This is a genomic window from Belliella calami (genome assembly GCF_022549695.1).
GTDB lineage: Bacteria > Bacteroidota > Bacteroidia > Cytophagales > Cyclobacteriaceae > Belliella > Belliella calami.
Map to the genome: position 1 here is coordinate 121661 of NZ_JAKZGS010000010.1, position 25884 is coordinate 147544.

Sequence of the window (25884 nt, forward strand, 5' to 3'; positions counted from 1 at the left end):
TACTGTCCTGTTCTGTACTGTTAATTTTAGTACATTAATTTATATTTATTGTAATCTTTTGATTATAAGTTTTTTGGAAATGAACCAAAATGCAGTTTTTTGTACTGTCGTAATCCCATCCACTTTCGCCTCCAGATTTTGCCAATGTTTTCCCATTGATCTGGATGTTTCGAGGTTCTTCTTTTACATGAACTTTCAAAACTATTTCGCGCTTAGGCAAGTCATATTTTCCCTCTGATTTATGAAGTGTGATTTGGGTAGCATTGTTTGTTGATTCTGATTCTATTTTTGTTAGGGAATATTCATTATTCACATAATTTTCAGAAATCCCATCATCTTCGAAAAGCTCAAAATCACCTTTTTCCCCAGGGAAAATTTCGAAAGTCAATCGACCGTAATTTTCCTTGTTATCATACAAAACATCATCTTGCGAAGGGATTATTGCTCCTTCCTTTACAAAAATCGGTAGGGTTTCCAGTGGGGTTTCGATGTTGTAGTAGTTTTTGCCTTCATAAGGTTTTCCCGTCCAGTAATCAAACCACATACCTTCCGGCAGATAGACCACCCTTGTCTTGGCACTTTTGGTAATTACGGGGCAGATTATCATTTGATCACCAAAATAATACTGATCATCAACATTATAGGTGTTCAAATCATCTTGGTGATGCAAGACGAATGCTCGCATGATAGGAACACCGGTTTGGTTTTGTTGAAATGCCGTGGTATAGATATAAGGAATAAGTCTATAGCGGAGTTTTGCATACTGTGTGAAGATCTTTTCAGCCTCCGAACCATAGTTCCAAGGTTCTTTGTAACCAGGATGATCCATTCCAAACACATGTGCTACTGGACTAAACATCCCAAACTGCACCCATCTCACAAATAACTCAGGATCGGCATCATGCTCGAATCCACCCATATTATGTGACCAATATCCAACTCCTGATAGCCCCATGTTGATGCCAGCACGGATTACAGGAGCATAGTATTGCCATTCGCTTGGCCAGTCTCCAGCCCAGATAAATGGATATCTTTGAATGCCGGCATAGCCTTCTCGTGTATGGTTCATACCACGCATTTTGTTGTGTTCTTTGAATTTTTCGTAAGGTGCTTTTGCATAAGCTACTGGAAACACATTGTGTAATTTTTTCGCCTCCGCACTGGTAGGTCCTGTTTTGCTGCTTTCATTCGCTTGTCTTCCAAAGGCACTTCCTTCATCAGTCTTCAAAAACATTGCACCAATTTCTGCGATCTTCATCACACCGTTTTCCCACCACCAATCGACGGCTTTGTCATTGAAGAAATTGACAAATTCGCCCTTGTTATTTTCTTCAGGATACACATGCCCTCCTTCTCTGGCTTGATCAAGGAGATTTAGGTTGTTTCCATTATCAAATCTTGGCCTGACGTGTAATCCTACCATGTTTACATCCATTCCATATAGCTGGTCAAACATGCTCTTTGGATCGGTAAATGTCTCTCTCCATTCGAAAGAAGTTGCGCCACTTCCTCCATTTTTTCCAAAAAGCCTCCATGTAGAATCTAGATGAAGCACATCAAATGGAATACCTTTTTGTCTGTATCTTTTCGCTAAGGCGACTACATATTCTCCTGAAGTCAGATGTTCGTGTCCCCAAGTTCCTCCGCTGTAAGTTCCCACATGCAATCCGTGGGCAAATCTTGGCAGTAAAGGAGATTTGCCAGTAAGGTCTGTGTAGTGATTGATCAAATGTGTGAAATCAGGGCCGTACATGAAGAAGTAATCCACGTGTGTTCCTTCTGCCTGAAAAGTCAATTTGTCTTTGTCCGTTTTGCCCAAATCAAATTCACTAGGCTGACTTGTGTGATAGAAAATGCCATAGCCTTTGGTACTCATCATAAATGGCACTGGAGCATAATTGGCTTCCAAGATATTGTAGGCTCCGATAATATGTGGTTTGAGCAATCCTCGACCTACATTCATGACCAAAGATTTTCCCTTTTGATCTAGAAAATCCATTCTTTCACCAAATCCGAAAAAGTGCTCATCCGAATGGATGTTTTTTGAAATGCCTGATTTGATTTCTTTTTGGTAATATCCTCCTGATTCATTTGACGCTTCTGAAGATATCAAATCTCCTGATTCGTTAAAAACTTTGATTGCAAGTGAGCTTTTGTCAATTTCTAGCTTCAGTGCTGGGGTTGTGATAAGGTATGAATCTGCGTTCTCTTCTTGATTGACTGCGATGGCAGGCCATTGTTGATGCGCAAGCATGTAGGAAAACTCCTCTTCAGGTATTTGCGCACCGACTTTGACTCTAAATAAATCAGGCTTATAAAATGCAATTTCCAGCTTCGTCTCTGAAGTTTGAAAAGTTAATATGTTTTGGTCCTGGGCAGTTACTATGTTTTGTGAAATACATAATACAATGAGAACAAAAATGGAAAATTTTTTCATTTTAGTTTTTGAGGGTTTAGTGTTATTTTGAGGCAGACTTGTTTTCCCAAACCGTATCTTTTAATGGCTGTAGCTAGCTGGTATTGCTTTTCAAAGAGAAGGCTTCAGTTTTATCCAAAGTGATCAAAGAAAAATAATCTTAAATCACTGATTTTAGAATGCTTCATTCTAGCTCAAAATGGCTATTCAAATCAAAAATACCCAATTGGGTTGAAGAGACTATCCTTTACTCTCCTGTTACCAGTTTTTGAAATAATTGATCTAACCAAATCAAACTTAAATCTGACCATTGTGAAGCAGTGCCATGGGTGATCGAATTCCCTTTTCCATAGCCATGTCCGCCCTTTTCAAAAAGATGTAATTCGGTTTTTGTGCCAATTGCTGCAAGAGCTTTTGCGTATCGGATCGAATTCTCTGCTGGAACAGCTTTGTCATCCCAACTATGGACAAGAAAAGCTGGAGGTGTATTTGAATTGACTTGTTTTTCGTTGGAATAAAATGTCTCCCAATCAGTCTCCAATTGCTCCCTGAGCAAATTTGTTCTGGAACCTTCATGCGTTACGCCTTTCTCAAAACTAATCACCGGGTATATCAATATACTAAAATTGGGAAGACTTCCTTCCTCCAATACACCGTGTACAGAAAGCGAAGACGCTAAATGTCCTCCAGCCGAAAAACCCAAGACTCCGACTTTTTCAGAATCGATATTCCATTTTTCAGCATTTTTCCTTATCAATTTTATGGCTTGCTTGGCATCTGACAAAGGTACATTCCATGGTTCGGAGACCAAGCTTGGTTCTGGCAATCTGTATTTCAATACAGCTGCTACATAACCTTTTTCAGAGTAAAATTTTGCAATGTCATAGCCTTCATGATTGATGGCGAGATTTCTGTATCCACCGCCGGGACAGATTAGGATAGCACGTCCGTTACCTTCTCCAGAAGTTGGAAAATATACCGTGATGTCTGGAATAGCGACAGTTTCTACATTTCCCCTTTCATTAAATTGGTCTTCCTCTATAGCTTTTAGGGTGTATGGAGCTTCTTTTTCCCACAGGTTGATTTTTTCAATTTTCTGGGAAAATCCATAAGTGCTGACAGCAAAAAAGATCATCATTAAGATGGTTTGTTTCATGTGTTTATTATTTGTTTTTCAGAGGTCATCCCGATTGGTCGGGACAGGCTATGGAATCTCGCATGGTTGATAATCATCCCAGTGTGTGACGTTCTTCGTCATGCTTGATTTCATATCTCGGTATTTTCTGTTTTACGATTATACGCTTCTTTGCCAGTAGCTTTAATTCCAAGGTCGATTGCTTGCTTATGTTCAATATCTATGAGTATCTAATATCAATTTATATCGGATCTAAGCTAAATCAGGCTTTTCTTTAGTTAGTGGCAAAGTTCCGTATATCCATAATTCTTTTTTAGATTTCGCTATCAATGTTCCTTATTCTACTTTTTTCAGTCTGTACCAATCCACAACTTGCCCTTCAGATCTTGATAGAGTCAGGTTGTTATCATTTTCTTCAATCCGCCAATCCCCATTGAGGATCAGTGTCCAGTCAAAATCAGCCTAAAGTTACAAGTATTGGAGAAAGATATTGTCTTTCTTTTTTATCTTTAGAAAAACTGCTTCACCCTTGAGCAAAAAGCCAATACCATATCGAGAGCCAAAAATCCAAAGAAATATGCAAAGAGACCGTGAAATCAACCATCACTACCAATCCAAAGTTTGGACTGTACTACGCTTCTGGGATTTCGAGGTTAAGGAAGCGTTGGGATGTGTGTGTGAAGAGGGTTTAGGAGTCCCTATCCAAAACATATTGAAAATTATTACCATTGACTCTCTGTTTTAAATATAATTTCATTACCAGTTTCTTTTGTTAATAGGGTTCTTTCATAATAGACATTCTTTGCACTCAAATGACAAATTATATTTGGGTCTTCACCAGGCTATGGTGTATGAAACCTTACAACTTGCCTTATTTTATTTGACATCATTTTTTGTTTTGCAGTGTTTCAAGCATTGCCACCGCTTGTATTCATTTTCATCAGGTTAAAAGCTGTTTCTATATTTAGTTTGCATCAAAACTCTTAAACCAGGACTCATCAACTGTAACAGACTCTTTTAATTCCACTTTCAATCCAAGATTTAATTCTTTTAGTTTTTCAGCGAGTTTATCACCATCCATCAAATCAATTGTTGGAGCCCCATCTCTCGTTGCTTCTAAAATTGCATCTCTAGTAAATGAGGCTGTTGTAATAAATAACCCTTTATCTGTTCTTCCAACCATCGCACCTCTAAAGTCTCTAATATCTTTGGAGCCAACTTTAGAGCTATTTTTATATCTTTTACATTGGAAAATTATATGAAAACTTAAAATTCCATTTATACGTGCAATACCTCTACCATCTATACCACCATCACCACTTCTTCCAGTAACTTCTACTTGGGTAAATCCCTTTTCTCTTAATAATCTTTGAATTAATCTTTCAAAACCAGAAGGTGACAAATTTTCTATTATTACATTTAGGACTTTTTCTTTCCAGTCTTCCTCTTCATTAACCTCTTCATTAACTTGCTTTTCCATTTTTTTATCCCAAATTGGATTTATTAATGAAAAATCTGAATTGTTATTTAACGACCAAACCCCTCTACTTGAATTTTCCAGAAGTCCTTGACTTTTAAGCATCGTTCTAACCCAAGCCATCTGGTATTCGAATTCAGTTTGGTTGGTGTTCTTATGCATAATCGTTAATAAGTCATCTGTTATTTTTAAAGATTCTATTACTTTGTTATTTATCTCTTCATTAGTACCTGATCCGCCAAGTTCCTGAATTGCCAAAAGTACTGGTTTGAAAAAGTACTCTCTTTTTGGAAAGGTTGCCATATTTTAATTATTTTCCTGGTGTGAAATTCAAAAATACAATTAATTATGGATTGGGAAATAGTTTTATCGATTGATCACCTAAAAGAACTTTGCGATATTAATGGTAGAGCAGAGTTCTATATTATACTTGCTGGCGGATTGAGCCGCAGTGGAAAAGAAATTCATTATGATAAAATTTCAGGTAAATTCGAAATATATAATGAAATAGATGAAATTTGGCAAAGTGATCTCTCTGAAAATGAATTGTATTCAAAAACAATGATTCCTGAGGCTATTGAAAAATCTTCTATGTTTTATTGCGGTTATCAACTTTATGGCTTATGAAGAGGATTGCCTTGCCTATTGTCTTTACCAATAATGGAGGAATTGCACTAGACCCCAACTTAAATTGTGTTAGTCCATCATTTTACCATCTATCATTACCCCCAGTTGTACGCTTTTCTTTCCGAATTTCTTAATTTTTCCTCTTTTGAAATCCTTCAAAATTTCTCACATGGAATAATTTAGTATTAAAAATCCTTTCTATATTTGTAACCAATGTGTAAGGTTTGATAATTTGGTTATGAAAGAATATTTGACGCTAGCGGAAACGGCTGACCTTGTGGGTAAAAGCAAAGAAACACTGAGAAGATGGGACAAAGAGGGTATATTGAATGCCGTACGTGAACCTGTCTCCAATTATCGTGTCTATAGAAAATCTGACGTTCAGTTGCTCCTTGGAAGCATGTTTGATGAAGTTATCGAAGACGAAGTGTCAAATTACGTAAAGCCCAACTACGAATATTCCGTTTTAGAACTTTTTGCTGGTGCAGGAGGATTAGGTATTGGGCTGGAAAAAGCAGGTATAAAATGCGTTGCCCTGAATGAAATTGACAAATGGGCTTGTGAAACTTTGAGAACGAATAGACCTAACTGGAATGTTCTTGAAGGAGATATCAAAGATTTTGATTTTTCGGAATACAGAAACAAAGTAGATGTTGTAACAGGTGGATTTCCTTGTCAAGCATTTAGCTATGCGGGGAAGAAGCTTGGACTTAATGATGCTAGGGGAACATTGTTTTATGAATTTGCGAGGGTAGTGCAGGAGGTGAATCCTGCAATATGCATTGGAGAAAATGTGAGAGGTTTGTTGAGTCACGAGAAAGGCAAGACGTTACAAGGAATGATTTCTATTTTGGATGAAATTGGCTATAGGGTTGTTCCTGTGCAGGTTTTGAAAGCTATTCACTACCGAGTCCCGCAAAAAAGAGAAAGATTGATTTTAGTAGGGATCAGAAAAGATATAGAAGTTGATTTCCATTATCCTAAGCCACATAAAAGGATTTATAATCTTGAAGATGCCCTAAAAAAGGGTTCATTGTTTGATTCAGACGTTCCCAAATCTAATGGAGCAAAATATCCTGAATATAAAAAGAAAGTTTTGGACATGATCCCACCAAAAGGGTATTGGCGTGATCTTCCAGAAGACCTTCAAAAGGAATATATGGGAGGAAGTTTTTATCTAGGAGGAGGTAAAACAGGTATGGCTAGAAGAATTGGATGGGATGAACCTTCGCTTACACTGACTTGTAGCCCGGCCCAAAAGCAAACTGAAAGATGCCATCCTGAAGAAACAAGGCCTTTTACAGTCCGTGAATATGCGCGAATTCAAACTTTTCCTGATGAATGGAAATTTGCAGGTTCACTTGCACAACAATATAAACAAATCGGTAATGCTGTGCCAGTCAACCTTGGACAGGAAGTAGGTTATGCAGTTGTGAAGTTTTTGAATGAGTATTATAACAGCAAAACTGTTAAGTCAAAAAACACATATCTTTTGGCAAAATAAGAGAGTTTCTTTAGTTTGTGGGATAATTTACAAACTCTATGCAATTACTCTCTTGGATTTCTAACGAGCATCTATACAGTTCAGTAGAAAGATTATTAATCATCGCAGAAAAATCACTCAAAACTTCCGAATCGCAATTCAATAAAAATGTTTTGGATCCGTTTTCAGCATTGTTTCAAATTTCAGGGTTTGACATTTCGCACGAAGAGTGGTTGATCGCAGAAAAAACACGTCAAGCACAAAAATCCCTACAAAATCATGTAGGCGATTTTCACCAAATAATACTTGGAAAAGTGGATGGTTGGGACAATTTGGAAACTGGTCAAATTATGGACTTGGTGCATAAAGACAGAAAAATCATTGCAGAAATCAAAAACAAATATAATACTGTGAAAGGCTCTGATCTATCCGGACTTTATCAAGCCATGGAGAATTTAGTAGGTTATAAACACAGTAATTTTAAGGATTTTACAGCATATTATGTGACAATTATTCCACGAAAACCTGAAAGAATAAATGTACCTTTCACTCCATCGGACAAAGAAAAAGGAGCAAGATTTTCAACTAATGAAGCAATTCGGCTTATTGATGGAGCTAGTTTTTATGAAATAGTTACAGGTGACCCTGACGCACTTTTCAATTTGTACAAATGTCTTCCGAAAGTCATAGAAGACTTAACGAGGAAGCCTATGCCTGTAGATACCCAGAAAAATCTATTTCAATACTTCACATCGGCATATGGAACATATCCTTCTTCAACAAACAAAGAAATAGGTTAAATAAACTACATTTTTGATTTTACTAATATTCCTCATTTCTCATGCCCCCCCAAAAAAAATCCCCTCCCCTCCAAGACATTCTTCAACTAAATTCCGTCTTATTAAAGTCAGCAAATTTAAAACCTAAAATGAAAAAGATCTTACTCGCTTTCTCTGTTCTTTTGTTCTTTGCTTCTTGCATGGACAATGATGGAGATGTTCAGGAAAATGGGCAATTTCCTCTTGGGAATTGGACGATTAGTGAAAGCCACGAAAACGGCTTTAGCTTAACAAGAACTGAAAGTTTGCCCGAAAATAATTCTGGCTTTTCTTTTAGAAACAATGGAAAAATGACCAGTAGGGCAATGGCCGGATGGTGTGGAACTCCTCCTGTAGCATATGCTGACTATGCGGGCAATTGGTCTAACACCAATGGAGCCTTAAGACTGAATATGGGCTTCTGGGGTGGTAGAAATATCCAAGAATGGAAAGTAATCTCTTCCAATGATACAGGAGACATTGTCAGGGTTGAGTTAGTCAGTTCTGAAATCATTCAGGATTAATCCTACAAAATTTTCAAACAACTATAACCTTTTTTATACCATAATCATGAAAAAAATTTATCTAGTATTGCTACCATTTTTGCTTTTCTCTTGTATGGACGATACGGACGAAGTGAATAAGGAAAGAGTTCAAGGAACTTGGATGCACGAATTTCTAAATGGCGATGAGACTTTGCAAACAAACTTTACTTTCAATTCAAATGGGACTTTTGAGTCACAAAATGTCAGGACACAGAGTGAAGGAGAATATGAACTTGGAGTTTTGTCTTTGTCAACTGGCACTTATGCGCTAGAGGGTGGAGAGCTAGTCATTTCAGACCGGGCGTACTTCTATGCAGAAGACTATGAAAACCCTCCAGCAACAGCCGAAGAGTTGGTTGAAAGCGATTTTGAATATCCCATTGCACAGAGAGTTAAAATTTCATTCGAAGATAACAATAGCGCGATGATTTTGCTTTTCTATGAATGCCATGACATTATTCCAAGCAGTTTTTCTTTTTGTGCTGAACCAAAACCTATCAGGTACGATCGGGTAGAAGAATAGAATCTGTATTTGTACCAAGTACCAAGAAATGAGCTTCGTAGTCTATAAACCAGCTTTTCTGGTCTGTGAGGACACAAACCATGGTGAAGAGACAAAATATCGGCTATGGCCTGTGGATACACAGGCCATTTTCTTGATTTATCCACAAACCCATATTTCTATAGTATTTCAACATTGTTTTTACAGTATTTCAAAAAAATCCCAATCATCCAAAAGGGATTTAAAAAATGAATAACGATTACTTCTGAACCCATGCCCTGAAATCGGCCGTAGCAGACTGACTGGTAATTAGTTTTTTGTCTTGTCCGCTCACTTGAATTGCCAGGTTATTTTTGCCATATCGCTCCATTCGGACGATGGCTTTCTTGTGAACCAACTCGGATCTATTGATCCTAAAAAATTGTGTCGGCGATACATTTTCCTCTATTTCTTTCAAAGTGCTGATTCCCATCAAATGGCTTTTTCCGTTCATTTCTATAGCTCTGACGATTCCCTCTTCGGCCAAAAAATAAGCTATGCTATCCACTTCCAAGAAGTAACTATCTTTGGCGGTATTGATGATAAACCTGTTTTTGTAAACTTGACTTGAAGAAGGTTCCGTAGGTGAGGTGAGAATGTTGGGAGGTTGATTTCTGAAAAGCAAAAACTTTCTCCATGCTTTTTCGAATCGATCAAAAGTAAATGGTTTCAATAGGTAATCAATCCCATTGCTTTCAAAAGCCTCCAACATAAATGTATTGTATGCTGTAGTAAAGATAATCGGGGACTTCAAGGCGATTTCCTGATAGATGTCAAAAGCATTGCCATCTTGCAGGGAGATATCGGAAATGATAAGGTCCACTTTTCCCCCATCTTCAAAAAAAGAAATGGCTTCATCCACAGTAGCACATTCAGCTAGCACTTGGATATCATCTTGCAGCTGCCCAAGATAGCGCAATAGTTTTCTCCTTGCAGGAAGTTCATCTTCTATGATCAGGATATCAATATGCATCATTAAATAGGTATGGAAGTCGAATCGTAAATTTTTCTTCTGTTTTCTCAATGCTAGGATTAGCTTCTCCAAAAAGCTGATACTGCGCTTTTAGATTTTCCAATCCTCTTCCTCCATCGAGCTTTGGCAACTTTTTGGGTTTGCGTGTATTGCTTATTTGGAGTGATTTTTCTTCAAAGATTAGCTCAATTTCCACCGGGGATTTTTCTGTTCCAATATTATGCTCTATTGCATTTTCAAGCAACAATTGCAGACTCAATGGTGGTAAGAAGGCATTTGTTGGGAACTGCCCTGAAACGTGAAGCCTATAAGCATCTCCAAATTTCTGCTGCATCAGCCTGAAATAGTGTTGCGCAAAATGAAACTCTTCTTCCAGACTGACCAACTTTCGTTCCGATGCCTTAAGTACATAGCGGTAGATTTCAGAAAAATCATGGAGAAATCCAGAAGCTTTTTCTTTGTCTTCTTCGATCAGTTGATCAAGTACATTCAAGTTATTGAAAAGAAAATGTGGGTCTAATTGTGCTTTGAGCTTGGATAGCTGACTTTCGATTTGAGCTTTTTCGAGTTCTGAAATTTTCTCTTTGTCCTCCTGATTCTTGTGAAAATAATAATGTGCCAAGAAGAAACCTCCGTAGACAAATACATCAATGACATATTTGATGTTTGAGCTTGCCAAGGAGTTAAAATTGAAATTTCGCGCTACAGTATTGAATGAAAGTGATATCAAAAATGCCAAAACGTTATTTCCAATCACATAAACAAAAAGGGAAATAGTGAATACCGAAAGCGCATGGCTAAGTGTCAGCTTTTCTTCAAACCTTCGGATTACCAAACCGATGATTATAAACAAAAGCATGGCATTGATCAGCTGACCAATGGCTGCGTCAGGAGTAAACAAAAACCAACGGAAGGATTTGCTAAAGTAGAACCTGATCTGTATGGATTCCAAATAGGCAAAGATGACTATAAAAGCCAAAAAGTATTTGCTCAAATAAAGTGATTGGAAAAACTTCTTCATAGTATGATTGGTATTGTAAAAATAGCCCTTTCTTTCAAAAGGGCTATAAGCGTTTGTTAAATCATTTTGATTACTCTACAGGAGGGAAAGAAAAGAGCACTTCGCCTTTTTCGTCATAGAAATCCAATTTGGCTTGGTTCTCTTGATCTACATAGAACATTGCTCTTGGCATCCCTTGGTCATCGAATAGGAACAGTCCGTTGTTTTGGCTTCCTGATTTTCCAAGCATCACCCTAGGTGCCCCACCAACAAATCCCTGTTCTTGATATTCCTGCATTTTGGCACGAGCTGCAGCAGGATCGGTTTTCCTCAATTCCTGTACTTCTTCCATGATTTCCATTGTTTTGAGTTGGGTTTCTTTTTCAGCCCTATCCATAAATACGAGACTGCTGCTCACCCTTCTTTTGTCACCTTGTTTGGCATCTGTGGTCAAGAGCTGCATTACTTGGTCACCATCATATTGGTCAAATGTCATGGACAATCCTGAGCTATGCCCATTTTCTGTAAGTGCGCCATCGTAGATAAATCCACCGCACTCTATACCGTCTTCATTAAAGAAAATCATTCCTGATCGCTTTTTTCTTTCAGCATTGGTAGGTCTGTCATTGATTTTGGTATCACCATTTGGGAATTTATCCACATTGGTGATGATCATTTTGACGGTGCCATCAGCCTCCACGATATTGATTCTTTGGACATCAATTTCTTCAAAATGGTGATTTCCATTGTTTTTGAATGCAACTGATGCAAGTAAAATTGCTCCGCCCGCCATAGCTAGTGCAAAAGTTCTGAGTAATACTAATTCCCTGTTCATATTGATTTGGTTTTTGTTTTGAATGATTGATGCCTCAAAACTACCATCTACAAACCTGGTCGCACCCTACAAAAAGATGAGCTAAGGAATATTTCCAATGAGCTGGGAAAGATTGTGATTAAATAAAACAGAAAAAAATCAAATTATTTTTTGGAATTTAATAAAGTCTTAGTTTTTTTGTTAAAATTGATTTTTATGAAAACTTTTGGAAAAGCTCTTTACATGTTTTTGGTGATTGCATTTAGTATGAACATAGGTTGGGTGATCTATTATTGGAATATTCATGATAATTTTTCATTGTTAACCTTTGAAGTGCCCAAAACTATTTACCTCCTATTTCAAGTCCTAGCACTTGCTTCGTTCTCAAAAAGTTTGATTGACTTATACAAAACGGACAAGGATGAAAATGAGATCTAATTGAGATTTTAAACATGAATATCAAACCTTATCTGGATTTTTACCAAAAGGAAAAAAAGCTCTCCAAGCCTCAAATAATCAGATTTGCTGTTTGTGCTTTGATCCTGAATTTTGCTTATCAATATCTTTTGATAGATCCTATGGCGATTCGTTTGGGAGTAGGAGGTATGGAGGCATTTAGTAATTCTAATACTATCACAATCTTTAGCGCATTGATTCTCGCACCCGTTCTTGAGGAGTTATTGGTTAGGGGCTATATGTCTGGTAAGTGTATTCATTTTTGGTTTTTCTTAATTTTGCCTGTGATTGGAGTTGTGGTTTTTCCTAATTATTGGTGGCTTATGATTGGTATTGGGCTTGTTTTTTTGATTTGGGCTTTATTGGAGAATAAAAAGAACCCAGATCAGACTTATATTTCTTCTGGTTTATTTTATACAACTTATATTTTCACTGCATTATTTTTTGCGATTCTACATATTGGAAATATCGAAACCGATTCTATTTTCCAGAAGGTTTCATTTTGTATGATATCTCTTACTCCGGGAGCACTTTTGTTTGGCTGGATCAGGTATCAAGGTGGCTTGCACTATTCGATTATACTTCATGCCTTGTATAATTTGATTACCTTAAGTTTGAATGAATTACTTTATGTATCTTAATAAATTATGATTATACGCTTCTTTGCCAGTAGCTTTAATTCCATGGTCGATTGCTTGCTTATGTTGAATATCTATGAGTATCAAATATCAATTTATATCGGATCTAGGCTAAATCAGGCTTTTCTTTAGTTAGTGGCAAAGTTCCGTATATCCATATAATAAATTAACGAAAAAGGACATTCCATCTCTTCCATTTACACTTTGTGCCTTTTGTGAAAACCTTCGTACCCTTTGTTGTTAACCTTTAATCGCTATTTCAGATAGTTGGGCTACAAGCCTTACTTTCATTATTTGTTAAATTGATTTTACCACAGAGGTCACCAAGGTAACACGGAGAACACAAGGGTTTACCATCTCTTCCATTTAAACTTTGGCGAAAACCTCCGTTCTCTTTGTAGTTAATTCTACTTTGCGAATATTTGCTCCTCCCCAAACTTTGCGAGCTTATACTTTACCACAACCTCACATATCCATTTTCATGAAGCTCTTCGACGGATTTTATAGGGAAAGTTCGGCCATTTTTGATCATATAAACTTCATCGGAAATCTGCATGATATGTTCATAAAGATGGTCTGAAACCAAAATTCCTTTGTTCGACTTCTCTTCGAGGATTAGATTTTTGATAGTGTCCACATGGACAGGCATGATGTGGGAGAAAGGCTCATCAAGGATGACAAATTTGCTTTTTGACTTGAGGACAAGGTATAATTCCAAAATTCGCTTCACACCACCAGAAAGATGTGCCATTTTCATTCCCCTGTACTGCTCAAACTCGGGAAAAGATTCGATAAATGCTTCAATATCTATTTCAAAATCATCAAAAATACGTTCTAAAGATAAGCTGTCTGGTACAAAGTTATGTTGTGGTAGATAGCGCAAATCCTCGGGTAGCCGACTAGAGCCCAAAAGGCTTTTGCCATTGATCCTGATTGATTTTTCCTCTGTGAGCGGATCGCCAATGATGATTTTCATCAAGCAGGATTTCCCGCAGCCATTTCTACCCAAAAGTCCAGTGACATTTCCAGTGGTACATTTCAAATAGACATTTTGCAAAATACGGTTGATCCCAAAGCTAAGCATCACACCATCTACTTCTAGGATATGGTTCATGCTATTTGAAAAGTTAAGATCATCAATATCAAAAACAGAAAAAAGTCAAAAACCAAACTTCCTATCCACAGGCTCTTCTTTCCAAGCCCGAGGTTTTTGTAATAGTAGTATTCATGTCGCATCTCGTCATTTTGAAAGAAATAGATCAAACCAGATACCCCTAATTTTAGCCAAGTGAGCAACGCAAATGATTTTCCTCCAGAATAAAAAGCGATTACCACGCATGTCAAAGTAATCACCAAACTAAATAAGGCAAAAGAGCTGTAGAATACCCTTAATAGTCTGATCTTTTTCTTTAGTTCTATCATTTGCAAAATGGATTTCTATTTTACATTTAGAACTTTTTCTATATCAAACTTTGCGTCATCAAGCTTCATCGGCACTATTTTGTTGGCAGTCATCACTTGATAGTAGTCATCGTAGAAGGTTACAATTCTCAAAGCAAGTGCACCATTTGTAAATTCAAGATATCCAGACCAATCTCCAAACTTATGAGATTCAAAATTTGCTGGATTAACTTTAATTTTATTGGAATAAAAAGTTACTGATTTATCATTCTTTATTGATTCACATCGATACTTTAGGATTTTGGCTTTCTCTTTGGTTTTACTGTAGTTAGTTTTTCCCTGAGCCCAATTTCCAGCGTCCAATTTATATACTATATCACCCTTTTTATAAAAATATAAATTTCCTTTTTGATTGTATAATTGCATCAAATCTTCTTCATGGTCAAAGGCCACATAATTCCCTTCTTTGATGTAATAGTGTTGCTCTTTGAAAAGCATCTCTTGCTTCTGCTTGGTGATGTTTTCCCCTTCGAGCGTGAAATACTCGTAAGTGTAAAAAATATACCCTTCAAAATACTCTTGGCCATTGGCATTTTGGAAAATTAACAGGCTGATAAAAAGGACAGAAAATAAAAGCTTCTTCATAGAAAGGTGGTGATAAAAGTAAATTTAAAAATTAAGTTTAAAACTTAGGCATAAAGTCTAGTTACTTTCTAACTTAAGTATCATTTATTTATTTTTCTACATTGAAGTCTCAAAAAAAGGAGATTGATGATTTTTTCCGCTGATAAATTATATGACTATCCCCTAAACTATCTCTTCGAATCTTTGCTCCTCCCCAAACTTTGCGAGAAACAAAAAAAAGCCTCCTTTCGGAGGCCTTTTTACTATTTGAGGCAATAATACTAAATCTGTATCTGCTTTTTTACCAGTACCAATTTTTAATATTGCTTGAAGTTCAAATCAATCAGCTGTTATCAGATGACCGTCGACTGTTGTCAATTTTTTATTTCTTGTTTTTCACATATTTATCCAACCACTCATGTTGTTCGTACAGTGTATGAAGAATAGATTCTTCGGCCGAATATCCATGACTTTCGTGAGGCAAGAAAACCAACCTGGTTGTAGCACCGTGACCTTTTAGTGCATTGTAATAACGCTCTGATTGGATAGGGAATGTTCCAGAGTTGTTATCTGCCATGCCGTGAATCAATAGAATTGGAGTTTTCACTTTATCAGCGTGCATAAATGGCGCCATGGTATTGTACACATCTGGAGCTTCCCAGTAAGTTCTTTGCTCATATTGGAAACCAAAAGGAGTCAAAGTTCTATTGTAAGCACCACTTCTGGCGATTCCTGCCGCAAAAAGATTGGTATGTGAAAGCAAGTTTGCAGTCATAAATGCTCCATAAGAGTGACCACCAACAGCTATTTTTTCTCTATCTCCTATTCCAGAGTCCACAATAAAGTCAATTGCAGCTTCTGCATTGGCTACAAGTTGCTCTAGGAAGAAATCATTTGGCTCAAGGTCACCTTCACCTACGATAGGCATCTCTGTCTGATCCATGATCGCATAGCCTTGTGTCACCCAGTAAAGTGGAGAACCCCAGCTTAGCCTTGTGAACCTATACTGTGAACCTCTTACTTGAGAAGCTACTGCAGCTGACTTGTATTCTCTCGGATATGCCCACATCAATACTGGTAATCTTCCATCTTTTTCAGCATCATATCCTTCTGGAGTATAGACTACTGCTGAAAGATCCAAGCCATCGTTTCTTTTATATTTCACCAACTCTTTTTTGATTCCTTTGATCGACTCGTAAGGATGCTCAAAATTAGTGATTTGAAGAGGTGCAATTCTTTTTCTAGTATTTACCAACCAGTAATTTGGCTGTACTTCAATTCCTTCTTTCGAAGTGATAAACTCAGTAGCGTCATTATTCAAAACTTTCACAACCCTTTCATAGTATGGAGCTTGACTTCTCCAAAGTATTTTTTCAGTTTTGGTCTTTACGTTAAAAGTAGAAAGGTAAGGCATACTTCCTTCAGGTGACCCACCTTCACTTGTCATAAATACATCATCACCTTTTCTCAAAATGACACTTCTTCCAAACTCATTTGTTTTGTAAACAGGACTTCCTGGATCATTATAGATATCATCAGAAGATCTTTCGATGATGACAGTCCCTTTATCCATTGGTTTGGATGGGTTGATGAGTCTTACTATTTGCTTTCTGGTAGCTGACCATCTTTCGCTGAATAGCGCAAAACTATCATCAGACCAAGAAATGCCTCCATATCTGTATGGGGTACTTGCAAATTTCACTTTGCTTCCAGAGAAAGGTGCGTCTAATGTATATACAACATCCCTTTCATCGATCTCCACTTTTCCATCACCACCGTCTTGTGCTTCTACCCAGTAGAGGGTTGCAGGCTTATCAGCTCTCCAGTTGATTGATCTTGGTCCAGTGACTGTAGCATCAAAACCTGTAGGTCTTACTTCATCCAGGGGAATTTCTGCAAAAGTTTTGATATTTTTTCCAGTCATATCCCAAAGTTGCACATCATAAGGAAATCGGTTTGCTGGTACTAAATAGGAAAATGGCTTTTTGATCTTATCAACCATTACATATTTACCATCTGGAGAAAGGCTCACAGAGCTAAACATACCTGGCTCACCAAATGGTGTCTTACTACCATCCAAACCGATTAGCATCAATTGTGAATCCATGAAATATGCAAACAGGTCTTCTTCATGTCTATTTGTCAAAAGATCCTGATAAGTTCTTGATGGTGCGGCATTGCCTGAAGTTTCCTGAATCGTCGGTCCTACAGGAGCCAAAGGAGCTTCTGGCATTGAGCTTCTTTTAGGATTGATCGCTTTTAGAAGAATCTTATTGTCTGGAGTCCAGCTCAGTGTTCCACCCATTACATCATTGACAATCTCATCTGTGAGTTTTTTGGCTTCAAAAGTCGTCAGGTCAACTAGCCACAAGCTGATCCCAGTATTGCTAGTGTTGGTGACAGCGGCATATTTTTCATCATTTGAAAGAGAAAAACCTCCAAGTCTTGCATTTGTAGGCAATCCTTTGATTTGTGTCTCTACACCTGTTCTAGTGTTTTTGATTTTTACATTTTCTACAGCACCACTTCGGCTAGGGCCATTGGTAGCGGGATTGATTCTCATCCCTGCGATTCTCAATTCTGGCTGAGCCAAATCTTCGATCGATGGATTTCCAGAACGCTCTAGAAGCAACATAAACTCTCCCGTGCGACTAAAACTAGCAATCGGAGTAGAAGGAGCCAATACTAATTCAGCGATTTCTTTTGGAGGTTTTTGGTAGGTTAGGGAGCTTTGTGCAAATGCGCTTGGCAAAGAAATCACCAAAGCTAGGCATAGCAACATAGAAGCTCTCACCGTATTTTGTAATGAGTATAGCATAGTAAAGTTTGTTATTTGTAGAAATTTACAGCTTTTAGTCCAGCTTACAGCAAAATTTTGAATTTGAGGTAGTGCAACGATATAAACGGTAAATTCTGGTGCCTAAAAACAAAAAAGGAGCTCGAAAGCTCCTTTTTGAAATCAAATCAATGATTTAAACTGCAAATTTTTTACTAAATGGTTTATTTTCCTACTGCACCTACTGAAATCATTGCACATCTGAAACCAATGTGATTGGTAGCAGAATCTTGGTGCATAAACCTCCTTGTACCCGGTGACAACCAATAAGCCATATCTCTCCAAGAACCTCCTTTGTAAACTCTGTATTTATCATCGATCAAGGTGGTTTTGTAGTCCGTTTCCTCATCAAAAATCCCGTCTTTTCTCAAAGGGTTCAAATCATCAAAATCAGTAAAGGAAAGTGGTCTGTAAACATCCTGAACCCATTCGTTCACGTTACCTGCCATTTGGTACAATCCAAAATCATTTGGTGGGTAATCATATACGTTGGTTGGAATGATATCTCCGTCATTGGCAAGCCCACCTGCAATACCTGCATAATCACCTCTACCTCTTTTGAAGTTAGCTAGCATATCTCCCTGCTTGCCCTTTCTTTTGATGTTGTAAGGATTTCTTACACCTCTTCCATCCCAAGGATAAATTCTGCCATATTCTTGGTTCTCGTCCAAATATTGAGTTCCAATCATTGCTTTTGCAGCATATTCCCACTCAGCTTCATTCGGCAATCTATATTCTGGGATAGCAACTCCTCGTTCGAGTAGTTGGTTTTTGGTCAATGTACTGTCCAATCCTTCTTTCTCACGCATCAGTTCCCCTACTCGTAAAGTTCTCCATTTGGCATATGTGCTGGCTTGTGACCAGGAAACTCCTGCAACTGGATAAAAATTGAATCCTGGGAATCTGAAATAGTATGTGTCATACACATCATTGTAAGACATCGCCCCTGCCCAAACTTTCTCCGCAGGCTCAAGCTTCAGAACAGAATCTGCACTTACACTTTTTCGCATTCCAAACAAAAACTCCCTGTAATCATTGTTGGTGATTTCTGTTTCATCCATATAAAAAGAAGCAATCGTAACCGTTCTCTCTATATTGTCTCGGAAAGCCATCACGTCTTCCTCTTGAGATCCAATCACTGCACGTCCTCCTTGGATATATTTCAAATTTGGACCTACAAACTGTTTTGACATCTTGGTCACGATGAAGTTTGTACTGTCATTCGCATCAAAACTAAAATCCGCACCTGTTGTAGCACTTTTTTTGCCTGGCTTGGCGGCAGTCCTTCTTCCATAACCAGGCGTTTTATTACAAGATGAAAGGATGCCTGTTGCTATAAAAAGCAAAGCAATTGCAACTATCCCCAATTTATTCTTTCCAAAAACCATATGACATTTAGTGTTTTTTGTGCACAAATAGAACGCTAATATATAATCAATAATATCTTATCACAATATTATTTTTTCTTCTCCTACTTACAAGAAGTCGGAAAATCCCTAAAATCAAAGATATTATACAAAAAATATCTCCGAAGTGACAATTTTCATCCTATTAAAAATTTTTAATCTTTTTGGATTTTCATGTCGTTGAGCCATTGTTTGGCCTTACTTATACTTTTTATTCCATTGATAGTGAGTATCAAGCGATTCTTATGTTCTTTCATTTTGCAATGCTTCGGCTGAGAACTCACATATCTAAGGATATTTCCAAAAACTGGAGATTTAAAATAGCTTTCCTTTGAAGATGGGACAAAATAACATTTCATCACATCATTTTTCAAAACAAGCTTTTCGAAACCCAGCTGCTCTGCCAACCATCTCAAGCGAACTGTCTCAAACAAATCTTCGACCACTTTTGGAATTGGACCAAATCTATCTTGAATTGTTTTGATATAGGACAACAATTCTTCCTCTTTTTTGATGTTATCAAGCTTCGAGTACAAACTCAATCGCTCGGAAATATTGCTCACATACGCTTCAGGGATCAATAATTCCATATCTGTCTCGATGACGCAATCTTGAACGAGAATTTCTACTTTTTCTTTCAAATCATCTTCAAACAATGCAGCAAATTCATTTTCTTTCAACTCTTGCACCGCTTCATCCAAAATCTTATGGTACATCTCAAATCCCAAATCAGTAATAAATCCACTTTGCTCCGCTCCCAGAAGATTTCCCGCTCCTCGAATATCCAAATCCCGCATGGCAACTTTAAAACCATCTCCCAAATCGGAAAACTCTTCCAATGTTTGCAGTCTCTTTCTAGCTTCTGTGGTCAATCCCGTAGTAGGTGTAGTCAATAAATAACAAAACGCCTTTTTGTTGCTTCTTCCAACTCTACCTCGCATCTGATGCAAATCACTCAACCCAAACATATGGGCACGATTGATAATGATCGTATTGGCATTTGGTATATCCAATCCTGATTCAATGATATTTGTCGAAACCAACACATCAAATTCCCCTTCGATAAATTTCACCATGATCTTTTCCAGAGCTTTCCCGTCCATCTGACCATGCGCTCCCGCGACCCTTGCATCCGGAACAAGCCTCATAATAATGTTGGCAATCGAGTCTATTTCTGCCACTCTATTATGAACAAAAAATACCTGACCTCCTCTTCGCAACTCAAATGCCACTGCATCTCTGATCACTTCCTCTTCGAAAGTATGGATCTCAGTGGTCACAGGCTGTCTATTTGGTGGCGGAGTGGCTATCACTGACAAATCCCTCGCGCCCATCAATGAAAAGTGGAGCGTTCTTGGTATCGGAGTAGCTGTCAATGTCAATACATCAACATTTAACTTCATCTCCTTCAGTTGATCCTTGACCTTCACACCAAACTTCTGCTCTTCATCAATCACCAAAAGTCCCAAATTTTTGAATTTGACATCTTTGTTCACTATCCTGTGGGTGCCTACCAAGATGTCAATCTCGCCTGTAGTCACCTGTTTGGTGATTTCTTTGATTTCTTTGGCTGTTCTGAATCTATTGATGTAATCGACTTTTACCGGAAATGCTTCCAATCTCTCTTTAATAGTCTGGTAATGTTGCATGGCCAAAATAGTGGTTGGAACCAATATGGCTACTTGTTTCCTGTCGTTTACTGCCTTAAACGCTGCCCTGATGGCAACTTCTGTTTTTCCAAAACCTACATCACCACAGACTAACCTATCCATAGGGTAAGGTTTTTCCATATCGACTTTTACATCTGAAGTCGCTGATGCTTGGTCTGGAGTGTCTTCAAACACAAAGGAACTTTCCAATTCGACCTGCAAAACAGAATCTGGAGAAAATTGGAAACCTGACGCATTTCTTCGCTTTGCATACAAGGAAATCAAATCCTTTGCAATGTCCTTGACTTTTCCTTTTACTTTCTTCTTTTTATTGTCCCATTCTGGCGATCCAAGTTTGGACATGATCGGTGCAGTGCCTTCTTGGCCAGAATACTTCGAGATTTTGTGTAGCGAGTGAATATTCACATACAGCAAATCATCATCCCTAAAGATCAGTCTTACCGCTTCCTGAAACTTACCATTGACATTGACTTTTTCCAAACCCGCAAACCTGCCCACTCCATAATCAATGTGTACAACGTAATCTCCAGCATGCAAAGCCTTGATTTCCTTTAGCGTAAGTGCTTTGGACTTGCTGGACCTTGGTTTGGTCTTGTATCTATGGAAACGCTCAAAAATCTGATGATCAGTGTAGCAGGCAATCCTCAATGTCTTATCTATAAATCCCTCCCTGAGTCCAATCAATAGTGATTGCGTCTTCAGGGTAGGATCCAATTCATTCAGAATGTTATCCAGTCGATTGATCTGTTTGTCATTTTCAGAACATATTATATTCAGCCAGCTATTTTTTTCATTGCTTACCAAGTTTTCTACCAAAAGATCAAAATTCTTGTTGAAAGAAGGTTGAGGTTGAGAGTCAAATTGGATTACTTGGCTTTCTTTTTCATAAAATTTATGTCCAAATTCTACTTTGACGAATGAATTGACCAGTTTTTCAAAGGCCGCCGCATTATCAAATAGATCAGTAGGCTTTGGAAGAAGCTTGTCGCTGTTGATGCTATTGCTTATTTGCTCAAAGTGTCTTGAAGCTTTTTGGAAATTTTCATCCAAAACATCAAAAGTAAACTGCTGATCTTTCATCCAAATGACAGTATCATTTGGTAAAAACTCCAAAAATGACTGCCTGACCTCTTGAAGAAGGCGTGTCTGTACATTTGGGATGATGCTGATGGAATTGATATTGTCCACAGAAAGTTGTGTCTCTGGATCAAATGTCCTGATACTTTCTATCTCTCTTCCAAAAAGCTCGATTCTGTAAGGTAGGTCATTGGCATAAGAATACACATCCAAAATACCTCCACGAATAGAAAACTGACCCGGCTCATAGACAAAATCGGATTTTTCAAAATCATAGGTTGATAGTATTTCGGCGATGAATTCCATATCAACTTTCTCACCAACTGACGCTACAAAAGTATTTTCTTTCAAGGACCGCTTGTTGATCACTTTTTCGTAAAGTGCTTCTGCATAGGTAATGACTACCTCGTTTTTGCTCTCTTTGCCAAGAATTTTGTTCAAAATCTCCGCTCGCATGAGGATATTGGCATTCTCTACTTCGTCAAACTGATATGGACGTTTGTAACTTGAAGGAAAAAGTAGTGTGTCTTTTTTACCCAATAGTTCCTGCAAATCAGAGTTTAGGTAAGCTGCTTCTTCTTTGTCGTGGGCTATAATGAGGTGAAACCCACCGAGGCTCTTGAATACAGAAGTAAAAAGCACCATGTCCATACTTCCAGACACTCCCTTTAACTGGAAGCTTCTATTTTTTCGGTATTTCAGATTCTCGCAAAAGGTCTGTACAAAAGGATCTTTTTCGTAGAGTGATAAGAATGCTTTCTTCTCCAAAATGAATAATTGATAGCTATGATGAATATATTTCGCAAGTTAGGAAATTGATTCGTTACCTGCTTTATTAGATTAATATGAATTTGTAATCAATATTCTTGAACCTATGGTCAATTAAAATGTTTAGAAGCCAAGAGATTTATAATTTTGATGAAAACACAAAAAGAGACTTGGTTTCAAAAAATTGAAAATATGCATCCATATCAGACCTTGATGTATCTGGGGATGTTTGGTAGCGGTTTGATTTTTCTGTTTTTGACCGTTGCATTTTTGGCTTCCGGATATGGGAATCTCGAAGGGCTGGGATTCAAAATGCCACGTTCATTTATTTTGAGCACAATAGTGATTATTTTTTCGGGATACACTTGTTCGAGGATGATTCACCACTACAAAGATGAAGCGATAGGAAAGCTAAAAAACAGTCTTTTTACAACATTTCTACTTGGTGTGATTTTTACAGCTTTACAAATTGTTGGCTGGAAGGAATTGACAGCGATGGGAATAGATTTCAAAGGACTTCCCAGCGGTAGTTTTTTGTATGTGCTAAGTGGAATTCATATTTTCCACTTGGTGGGAGCTATGGTTTTTGCCTTGATCATGATTTTTCAATATAACAAAAGAGAAAAAGACGCAATTCAAAACCTCATTATGCTCACGAATCCATTTGAAAAAATGCGAATTGAGCTATTTTCTATTTATTGGTATTTTATGGATTTGATATGGTTGACACTATTTTTGATTTTTGTCATTTCTTTCTAAAAAGTGCTATCTTCGGCAGGAAAGTACATTGTGATTTTTGTGGTGAAATTTCAAAAACCAAGCTATCAAACCTTAAATCCAGCCTATAATCAGGTATTAATTACATTCTTCAATGTAATATCCCTTATTCTTATCATATTGAGGCATCAATTTCCTTAATCGGATAGTAATGCCTTTCGTCTAATTAAAATTAAATATTCAATAACTATGTCAGAAAAAAATTTCGAAATCAATATCAATCCTGATTGGATCAGAAAATATCTGAGCAAGATTGTCATTGGCTTGTTGCTTTTGATAGCACTTTTATCAAGTGTAAGGACCGTAGGTCCAGAGGAAGAGGGTGTAGTCGTACAATTGGGAGAATACAACAGGACTGTGCAACCAGGATTGAATTTTATGCTTCCATTTGGAATAGAGAAAATGCACAAAATCCCCGTGCAAAGACAGCTAAAACAGGAATTTGGATTTAGGACTACGAATGCAGGAAGAAGTTCAGATTATGTCAAAGCAGGGTACAATGATGAAAGCATGATGCTCACTGGTGACTTGAACCTTACAGATGTAGAGTGGGTGGTACAATATAGGATTACAGATTCCTTCAAGTACCTTTTTAAAGTAAGAAATGCAGATAAAACGCTTCGAGACATGTCTGAATCTGCCATGAGGAAAATCGTTGGGGACAGAACTGTAAACGAAGTCTTGACGGTAGGAAGACAAGAAGTAGCATCAAGTGTAGAAGTACTCCTTCAATCAATGTGTGATGATTATGAAAATGGCATTCGAATAGACCAAGTGGTATTGCAAGATGTCAATCCACCAGAACCGGTGAAACCTTCTTTCAATGCAGTAAACCAAGCTCAGCAAGAAAGAGAGACTTTGATCAATCAAGCTGAAGCAGAATACAACAGAGTAATTCCAAGAGCAAGAGGGGAAGCTGAAGAAACTATTCAGTTGGCAGAAGCATTTGCCCTCAATCGTGTAAACAGGTCTATTGGTGAAGCTGAGAGATTCAATGCGCTTTTTGAAGCTTATATGAAAGCTCCCGAAGTAACCAAGCAAAGAATCTATCTGGAAACGATGGAGAAAATTCTTCCAAAAATCGGAAACAAGATCATTGTGGATGAAAAAGGAAATAATGTCCTGCCTCTTTTGAACATCGATAAAGTAAAAACAGCAAAGCCATGAGAAAAAATAGAATAGGATATATCGTATTGGGAGCTATTTTGGCCATCTTGATTTTCAACAGTTATTTCATCTTGGATGAAACCCAGCAAGCCATTGTCACACAGTTTGGAAAGCCTGTAGGTGAGCCAAGGACAACACCAGGAATCAATTTCAAGACCCCATTTTTGCATAAGGTTCAGTTCTTCGACAAGCGCTATTTGGAATGGGATGGTGACAAAAACCAAGTACCAACCAAAGACAAAAAGTTTATTTTCGTGGATACTTATGCCAGATGGGAGATTACCAATCCTTTGCAGTTCTTCATCCGACTTAGGGATGAGCGCTCTGCACAATCTCGATTGGATGATATTTTGGATGGTGAAACAAGAAATGCCATCGCAAGCCATGATTTGCTAGACTTAGTAAGATCTACAAATAGAGATCCGGAGATCACTGAGGATTTTATGGAAGAAATTGAGATTTTGGATGACATCACAGTAGGAAGAGACAAAATCGAAGAAATTGTTCTAAAAAAAGCTAATGAAAGAACCACTGACCTTGGAGTGAGGATTTTGGATTTTAGATTCAAGAGGATGAATTATGTAGACGAAGTTAGGGACAGAGTCTATGACAGAATGATCTCCGAAAGAAACAGAATAGCTGACCAATTCCGATCTGAAGGACAAGGTCGTGCAAGATCTATCGAGGGTAACAAGGAAAGAGACTTGGCACAAATCCAATCAGAAGCTTTCAAAGAAGCTGAAGAAATCAAAGGTAAAGCAGACGCAGAAGCAACAAACATTTACGCTTCAGCTTATAATAAAAACAGGCAGTCCATTGAGCTGTACAAGTTTTTGAGAACGATGGAAAGTTTCGAAAAATCCATGGATGAAAATACAAGTATCGTGTTATCCACAGATTCTGAATTCTTCAAGTATTTAAGAAAATTGAATTAGAAGCAATTTACCTCGGACAGAAAGAACGTACCTATGATGTGAAAGTAATCTATATTTTGATGTCATTCTGGTACCAATCTGAACAAAGAATTGATTTTCAAATCACTTAAATTCTTTCAAGAAACTCTGCGTTCTTTGCGCCTTTGCGGTAAATAGTAACCGCGAAGGCGCTGAGAACGCCAAGTTGATAGTCAAAAACTTAAAGATTTTAGATTTTTATTCTAAGCCATAAGTAAGTGTCAACTTGTTGATTCTTTAGAATTTGTTTCCATCTTGCAACTTCCTCTAAGGATAGGTCAC

At 37.6% G+C, this 25884-nt stretch carries 23 protein-coding genes; 11 read left to right on the top strand and 12 right to left on the bottom strand.

From position 1 onward, the window contains the following. Nucleotides 1-34 precede the first annotated feature (34 nt). Both MM236_RS12880 and MM236_RS12885 read right to left on the bottom strand, forming a co-directional pair. The gene (locus tag MM236_RS12880) at nucleotides 35-2437 is read right to left on the bottom strand and encodes a glycoside hydrolase family 31 protein (RefSeq protein ID WP_241275390.1); all 2403 of its coding nucleotides are present in this window, start codon (nucleotides 2435-2437) and stop codon (nucleotides 35-37) included. 226 nt (nucleotides 2438-2663) lie between these two features. Continuing rightward, the gene (locus tag MM236_RS12885) at nucleotides 2664-3572 is read right to left on the bottom strand and encodes an alpha/beta hydrolase (protein WP_241275391.1); all 909 of its coding nucleotides are present in this window, start codon (nucleotides 3570-3572) and stop codon (nucleotides 2664-2666) included. 556 nt (nucleotides 3573-4128) lie between these two features. On the opposite strand from MM236_RS12885, the gene MM236_RS12890 reads away from it, so the two are divergent. Beyond that, complete coding sequence (locus MM236_RS12890) at nucleotides 4129-4296, top strand: PDDEXK family nuclease (RefSeq protein ID WP_241275392.1); 168 nt, start codon at nucleotides 4129-4131, stop codon at nucleotides 4294-4296. 219 nt (nucleotides 4297-4515) lie between these two features. On the opposite strand, the gene MM236_RS12895 is transcribed toward MM236_RS12890, so the two are convergent. Continuing rightward, complete coding sequence (locus MM236_RS12895) at nucleotides 4516-5331, bottom strand: restriction endonuclease (RefSeq protein WP_241275393.1); 816 nt, start codon at nucleotides 5329-5331, stop codon at nucleotides 4516-4518. A gap of 45 nt (nucleotides 5332-5376) precedes the next feature. Between MM236_RS12895 and MM236_RS12900 the strand changes: the two genes are divergently transcribed. From MM236_RS12900 to MM236_RS12920, 5 genes are all read left to right on the top strand, one after another. After that, a complete protein-coding gene (locus MM236_RS12900) occupies nucleotides 5377-5655 on the top strand; it encodes a hypothetical protein (RefSeq protein ID WP_241275394.1) in 279 nt (92 codons plus the stop codon). A gap of 238 nt (nucleotides 5656-5893) precedes the next feature. Then, a complete protein-coding gene (gene dcm, locus MM236_RS12905; protein ID WP_241275395.1) occupies nucleotides 5894-7159 on the top strand; it encodes a DNA (cytosine-5-)-methyltransferase in 1266 nt (421 codons plus the stop codon). A 38-nt stretch (nucleotides 7160-7197) separates the two neighbouring features. Continuing rightward, a complete protein-coding gene (locus MM236_RS12910) occupies nucleotides 7198-7938 on the top strand; it encodes an Eco47II family restriction endonuclease (RefSeq protein WP_241275396.1) in 741 nt (246 codons plus the stop codon). A 128-nt stretch (nucleotides 7939-8066) separates the two neighbouring features. Next, on the top strand, nucleotides 8067-8480 hold the full coding sequence (locus MM236_RS12915) for a hypothetical protein (RefSeq protein WP_241275397.1): 414 nt from the start codon (nucleotides 8067-8069) through the stop codon (nucleotides 8478-8480). A gap of 46 nt (nucleotides 8481-8526) precedes the next feature. Further along, nucleotides 8527-9024, top strand: coding sequence for a hypothetical protein (locus MM236_RS12920; protein ID WP_241275398.1), 498 nt, complete (start codon nucleotides 8527-8529; stop codon nucleotides 9022-9024). A 238-nt stretch (nucleotides 9025-9262) separates the two neighbouring features. On the opposite strand, the gene MM236_RS12925 is transcribed toward MM236_RS12920, so the two are convergent. The 3 genes from MM236_RS12925 to MM236_RS12935 form a co-directional block, all read right to left on the bottom strand. Further along, on the bottom strand, nucleotides 9263-10018 hold the full coding sequence (locus MM236_RS12925) for a LytR/AlgR family response regulator transcription factor (protein ID WP_241275399.1): 756 nt from the start codon (nucleotides 10016-10018) through the stop codon (nucleotides 9263-9265). After that, nucleotides 10005-11036, bottom strand: coding sequence for a sensor histidine kinase (locus MM236_RS12930; RefSeq protein ID WP_241275400.1), 1032 nt, complete (start codon nucleotides 11034-11036; stop codon nucleotides 10005-10007). Before MM236_RS12930 ends, MM236_RS12925 begins: the two co-directional genes overlap by 14 nt. 70 nt (nucleotides 11037-11106) lie before the next feature. Further along, on the bottom strand, nucleotides 11107-11850 hold the full coding sequence (locus MM236_RS12935; protein WP_241275401.1) for a hypothetical protein: 744 nt from the start codon (nucleotides 11848-11850) through the stop codon (nucleotides 11107-11109). Between the two features lie 195 nt (nucleotides 11851-12045). Between MM236_RS12935 and MM236_RS12940 the strand changes: the two genes are divergently transcribed. Both MM236_RS12940 and MM236_RS12945 read left to right on the top strand, forming a co-directional pair. Further along, nucleotides 12046-12267 carry a hypothetical protein gene (locus tag MM236_RS12940; protein ID WP_241275402.1) on the top strand — a complete coding sequence of 74 codons (222 nt, stop codon included), beginning with the start codon at nucleotides 12046-12048 and terminating at the stop codon, nucleotides 12265-12267. Between the two features lie 14 nt (nucleotides 12268-12281). Further along, on the top strand, nucleotides 12282-12926 hold the full coding sequence (locus tag MM236_RS12945; RefSeq protein ID WP_241275403.1) for a CPBP family glutamic-type intramembrane protease: 645 nt from the start codon (nucleotides 12282-12284) through the stop codon (nucleotides 12924-12926). A gap of 451 nt (nucleotides 12927-13377) precedes the next feature. Here the strand turns inward: MM236_RS12945 and MM236_RS12950 are convergent, their stop codons facing one another. From MM236_RS12950 to mfd, 6 genes are all read right to left on the bottom strand, one after another. Then, nucleotides 13378-14037 carry an ATP-binding cassette domain-containing protein gene (locus MM236_RS12950; protein WP_241275404.1) on the bottom strand — a complete coding sequence of 220 codons (660 nt, stop codon included), beginning with the start codon at nucleotides 14035-14037 and terminating at the stop codon, nucleotides 13378-13380. Continuing rightward, complete coding sequence (locus tag MM236_RS12955; protein ID WP_241275405.1) at nucleotides 14034-14345, bottom strand: hypothetical protein; 312 nt, start codon at nucleotides 14343-14345, stop codon at nucleotides 14034-14036. Before MM236_RS12955 ends, MM236_RS12950 begins: the two co-directional genes overlap by 4 nt. Nucleotides 14346-14360: 15 nt before the next feature. Further along, nucleotides 14361-14969 carry a hypothetical protein gene (locus MM236_RS12960; protein ID WP_241275406.1) on the bottom strand — a complete coding sequence of 203 codons (609 nt, stop codon included), beginning with the start codon at nucleotides 14967-14969 and terminating at the stop codon, nucleotides 14361-14363. A 361-nt stretch (nucleotides 14970-15330) separates the two neighbouring features. Beyond that, nucleotides 15331-17766, bottom strand: a complete 2436-nt coding sequence (locus MM236_RS12965; protein WP_241275407.1) for an alpha/beta hydrolase family protein — start codon at nucleotides 17764-17766, stop codon at nucleotides 15331-15333. Between the two features lie 182 nt (nucleotides 17767-17948). Next, nucleotides 17949-19172 (bottom strand): gliding motility lipoprotein GldJ, encoded by a 1224-nt coding sequence (gene gldJ, locus MM236_RS12970; protein ID WP_241275408.1) that lies wholly within the window; start codon nucleotides 19170-19172, stop codon nucleotides 17949-17951. Between the two features lie 173 nt (nucleotides 19173-19345). Beyond that, on the bottom strand, nucleotides 19346-22705 hold the full coding sequence (gene mfd, locus MM236_RS12975; protein ID WP_241275409.1) for a transcription-repair coupling factor: 3360 nt from the start codon (nucleotides 22703-22705) through the stop codon (nucleotides 19346-19348). A 150-nt stretch (nucleotides 22706-22855) separates the two neighbouring features. Between mfd and MM236_RS12980 the strand changes: the two genes are divergently transcribed. The 3 genes from MM236_RS12980 to hflC all read left to right on the top strand — a co-directional run bounded on the left by MM236_RS12980 (nucleotide 22856) and on the right by hflC (nucleotide 25584). Continuing rightward, the gene (locus MM236_RS12980; protein ID WP_241275410.1) at nucleotides 22856-23464 is read left to right on the top strand and encodes a cytochrome c oxidase subunit 3; all 609 of its coding nucleotides are present in this window, start codon (nucleotides 22856-22858) and stop codon (nucleotides 23462-23464) included. A gap of 207 nt (nucleotides 23465-23671) precedes the next feature. Then, entirely contained in the window at nucleotides 23672-24649 is a 978-nt protein-coding gene (gene hflK, locus MM236_RS12985; protein WP_241275411.1) for an FtsH protease activity modulator HflK, read from the top strand. Then, on the top strand, nucleotides 24646-25584 hold the full coding sequence (gene hflC / locus MM236_RS12990) for a protease modulator HflC (RefSeq protein ID WP_241275412.1): 939 nt from the start codon (nucleotides 24646-24648) through the stop codon (nucleotides 25582-25584). Before hflK ends, hflC begins: the two co-directional genes overlap by 4 nt. Nucleotides 25585-25884 lie beyond the last annotated feature (300 nt).

Excerpts from the sequence above, each read along its gene's own strand:
- MM236_RS12935 (WP_241275401.1), bottom strand. The coding sequence starts at position 11,850 with ATGAACAGGGAATTAGTATTACTCAGAACTTTTGCACTAGCTATGGCG.
- MM236_RS12885 (WP_241275391.1), bottom strand. The coding sequence starts at position 3,572 with ATGAAACAAACCATCTTAATGATGATCTTTTTTGCTGTCAGCACTTAT.
- MM236_RS12980 (WP_241275410.1), top strand. The coding sequence starts at position 22,856 with ATGAAAACACAAAAAGAGACTTGGTTTCAAAAAATTGAAAATATGCAT.
- MM236_RS12955 (WP_241275405.1), bottom strand. The coding sequence starts at position 14,345 with ATGATAGAACTAAAGAAAAAGATCAGACTATTAAGGGTATTCTACAGC.
- MM236_RS12960 (WP_241275406.1), bottom strand. The coding sequence starts at position 14,969 with ATGAAGAAGCTTTTATTTTCTGTCCTTTTTATCAGCCTGTTAATTTTC.
- gldJ (WP_241275408.1), bottom strand. The coding sequence starts at position 19,172 with ATGGTTTTTGGAAAGAATAAATTGGGGATAGTTGCAATTGCTTTGCTT.
- MM236_RS12940 (WP_241275402.1), top strand. The coding sequence starts at position 12,046 with ATGAAAACTTTTGGAAAAGCTCTTTACATGTTTTTGGTGATTGCATTT.
- MM236_RS12915 (WP_241275397.1), top strand. The coding sequence starts at position 8,067 with ATGAAAAAGATCTTACTCGCTTTCTCTGTTCTTTTGTTCTTTGCTTCT.
- MM236_RS12890 (WP_241275392.1), top strand. The coding sequence starts at position 4,129 with ATGCAAAGAGACCGTGAAATCAACCATCACTACCAATCCAAAGTTTGG.
- dcm (WP_241275395.1), top strand. The coding sequence starts at position 5,894 with ATGAAAGAATATTTGACGCTAGCGGAAACGGCTGACCTTGTGGGTAAA.
- MM236_RS12945 (WP_241275403.1), top strand. The coding sequence starts at position 12,282 with ATGAATATCAAACCTTATCTGGATTTTTACCAAAAGGAAAAAAAGCTC.
- MM236_RS12880 (WP_241275390.1), bottom strand. The coding sequence starts at position 2,437 with ATGAAAAAATTTTCCATTTTTGTTCTCATTGTATTATGTATTTCACAA.
- hflC (WP_241275412.1), top strand. The coding sequence starts at position 24,646 with ATGAGAAAAAATAGAATAGGATATATCGTATTGGGAGCTATTTTGGCC.
- MM236_RS12900 (WP_241275394.1), top strand. The coding sequence starts at position 5,377 with ATGGATTGGGAAATAGTTTTATCGATTGATCACCTAAAAGAACTTTGC.
- MM236_RS12920 (WP_241275398.1), top strand. The coding sequence starts at position 8,527 with ATGAAAAAAATTTATCTAGTATTGCTACCATTTTTGCTTTTCTCTTGT.
- MM236_RS12925 (WP_241275399.1), bottom strand. The coding sequence starts at position 10,018 with ATGATGCATATTGATATCCTGATCATAGAAGATGAACTTCCTGCAAGG.
- hflK (WP_241275411.1), top strand. The coding sequence starts at position 23,672 with ATGTCAGAAAAAAATTTCGAAATCAATATCAATCCTGATTGGATCAGA.
- MM236_RS12910 (WP_241275396.1), top strand. The coding sequence starts at position 7,198 with ATGCAATTACTCTCTTGGATTTCTAACGAGCATCTATACAGTTCAGTA.
- MM236_RS12930 (WP_241275400.1), bottom strand. The coding sequence starts at position 11,036 with ATGAAGAAGTTTTTCCAATCACTTTATTTGAGCAAATACTTTTTGGCT.
- MM236_RS12965 (WP_241275407.1), bottom strand. The coding sequence starts at position 17,766 with ATGCTATACTCATTACAAAATACGGTGAGAGCTTCTATGTTGCTATGC.
- MM236_RS12950 (WP_241275404.1), bottom strand. The coding sequence starts at position 14,037 with ATGAACCATATCCTAGAAGTAGATGGTGTGATGCTTAGCTTTGGGATC.
- MM236_RS12895 (WP_241275393.1), bottom strand. The coding sequence starts at position 5,331 with ATGGCAACCTTTCCAAAAAGAGAGTACTTTTTCAAACCAGTACTTTTG.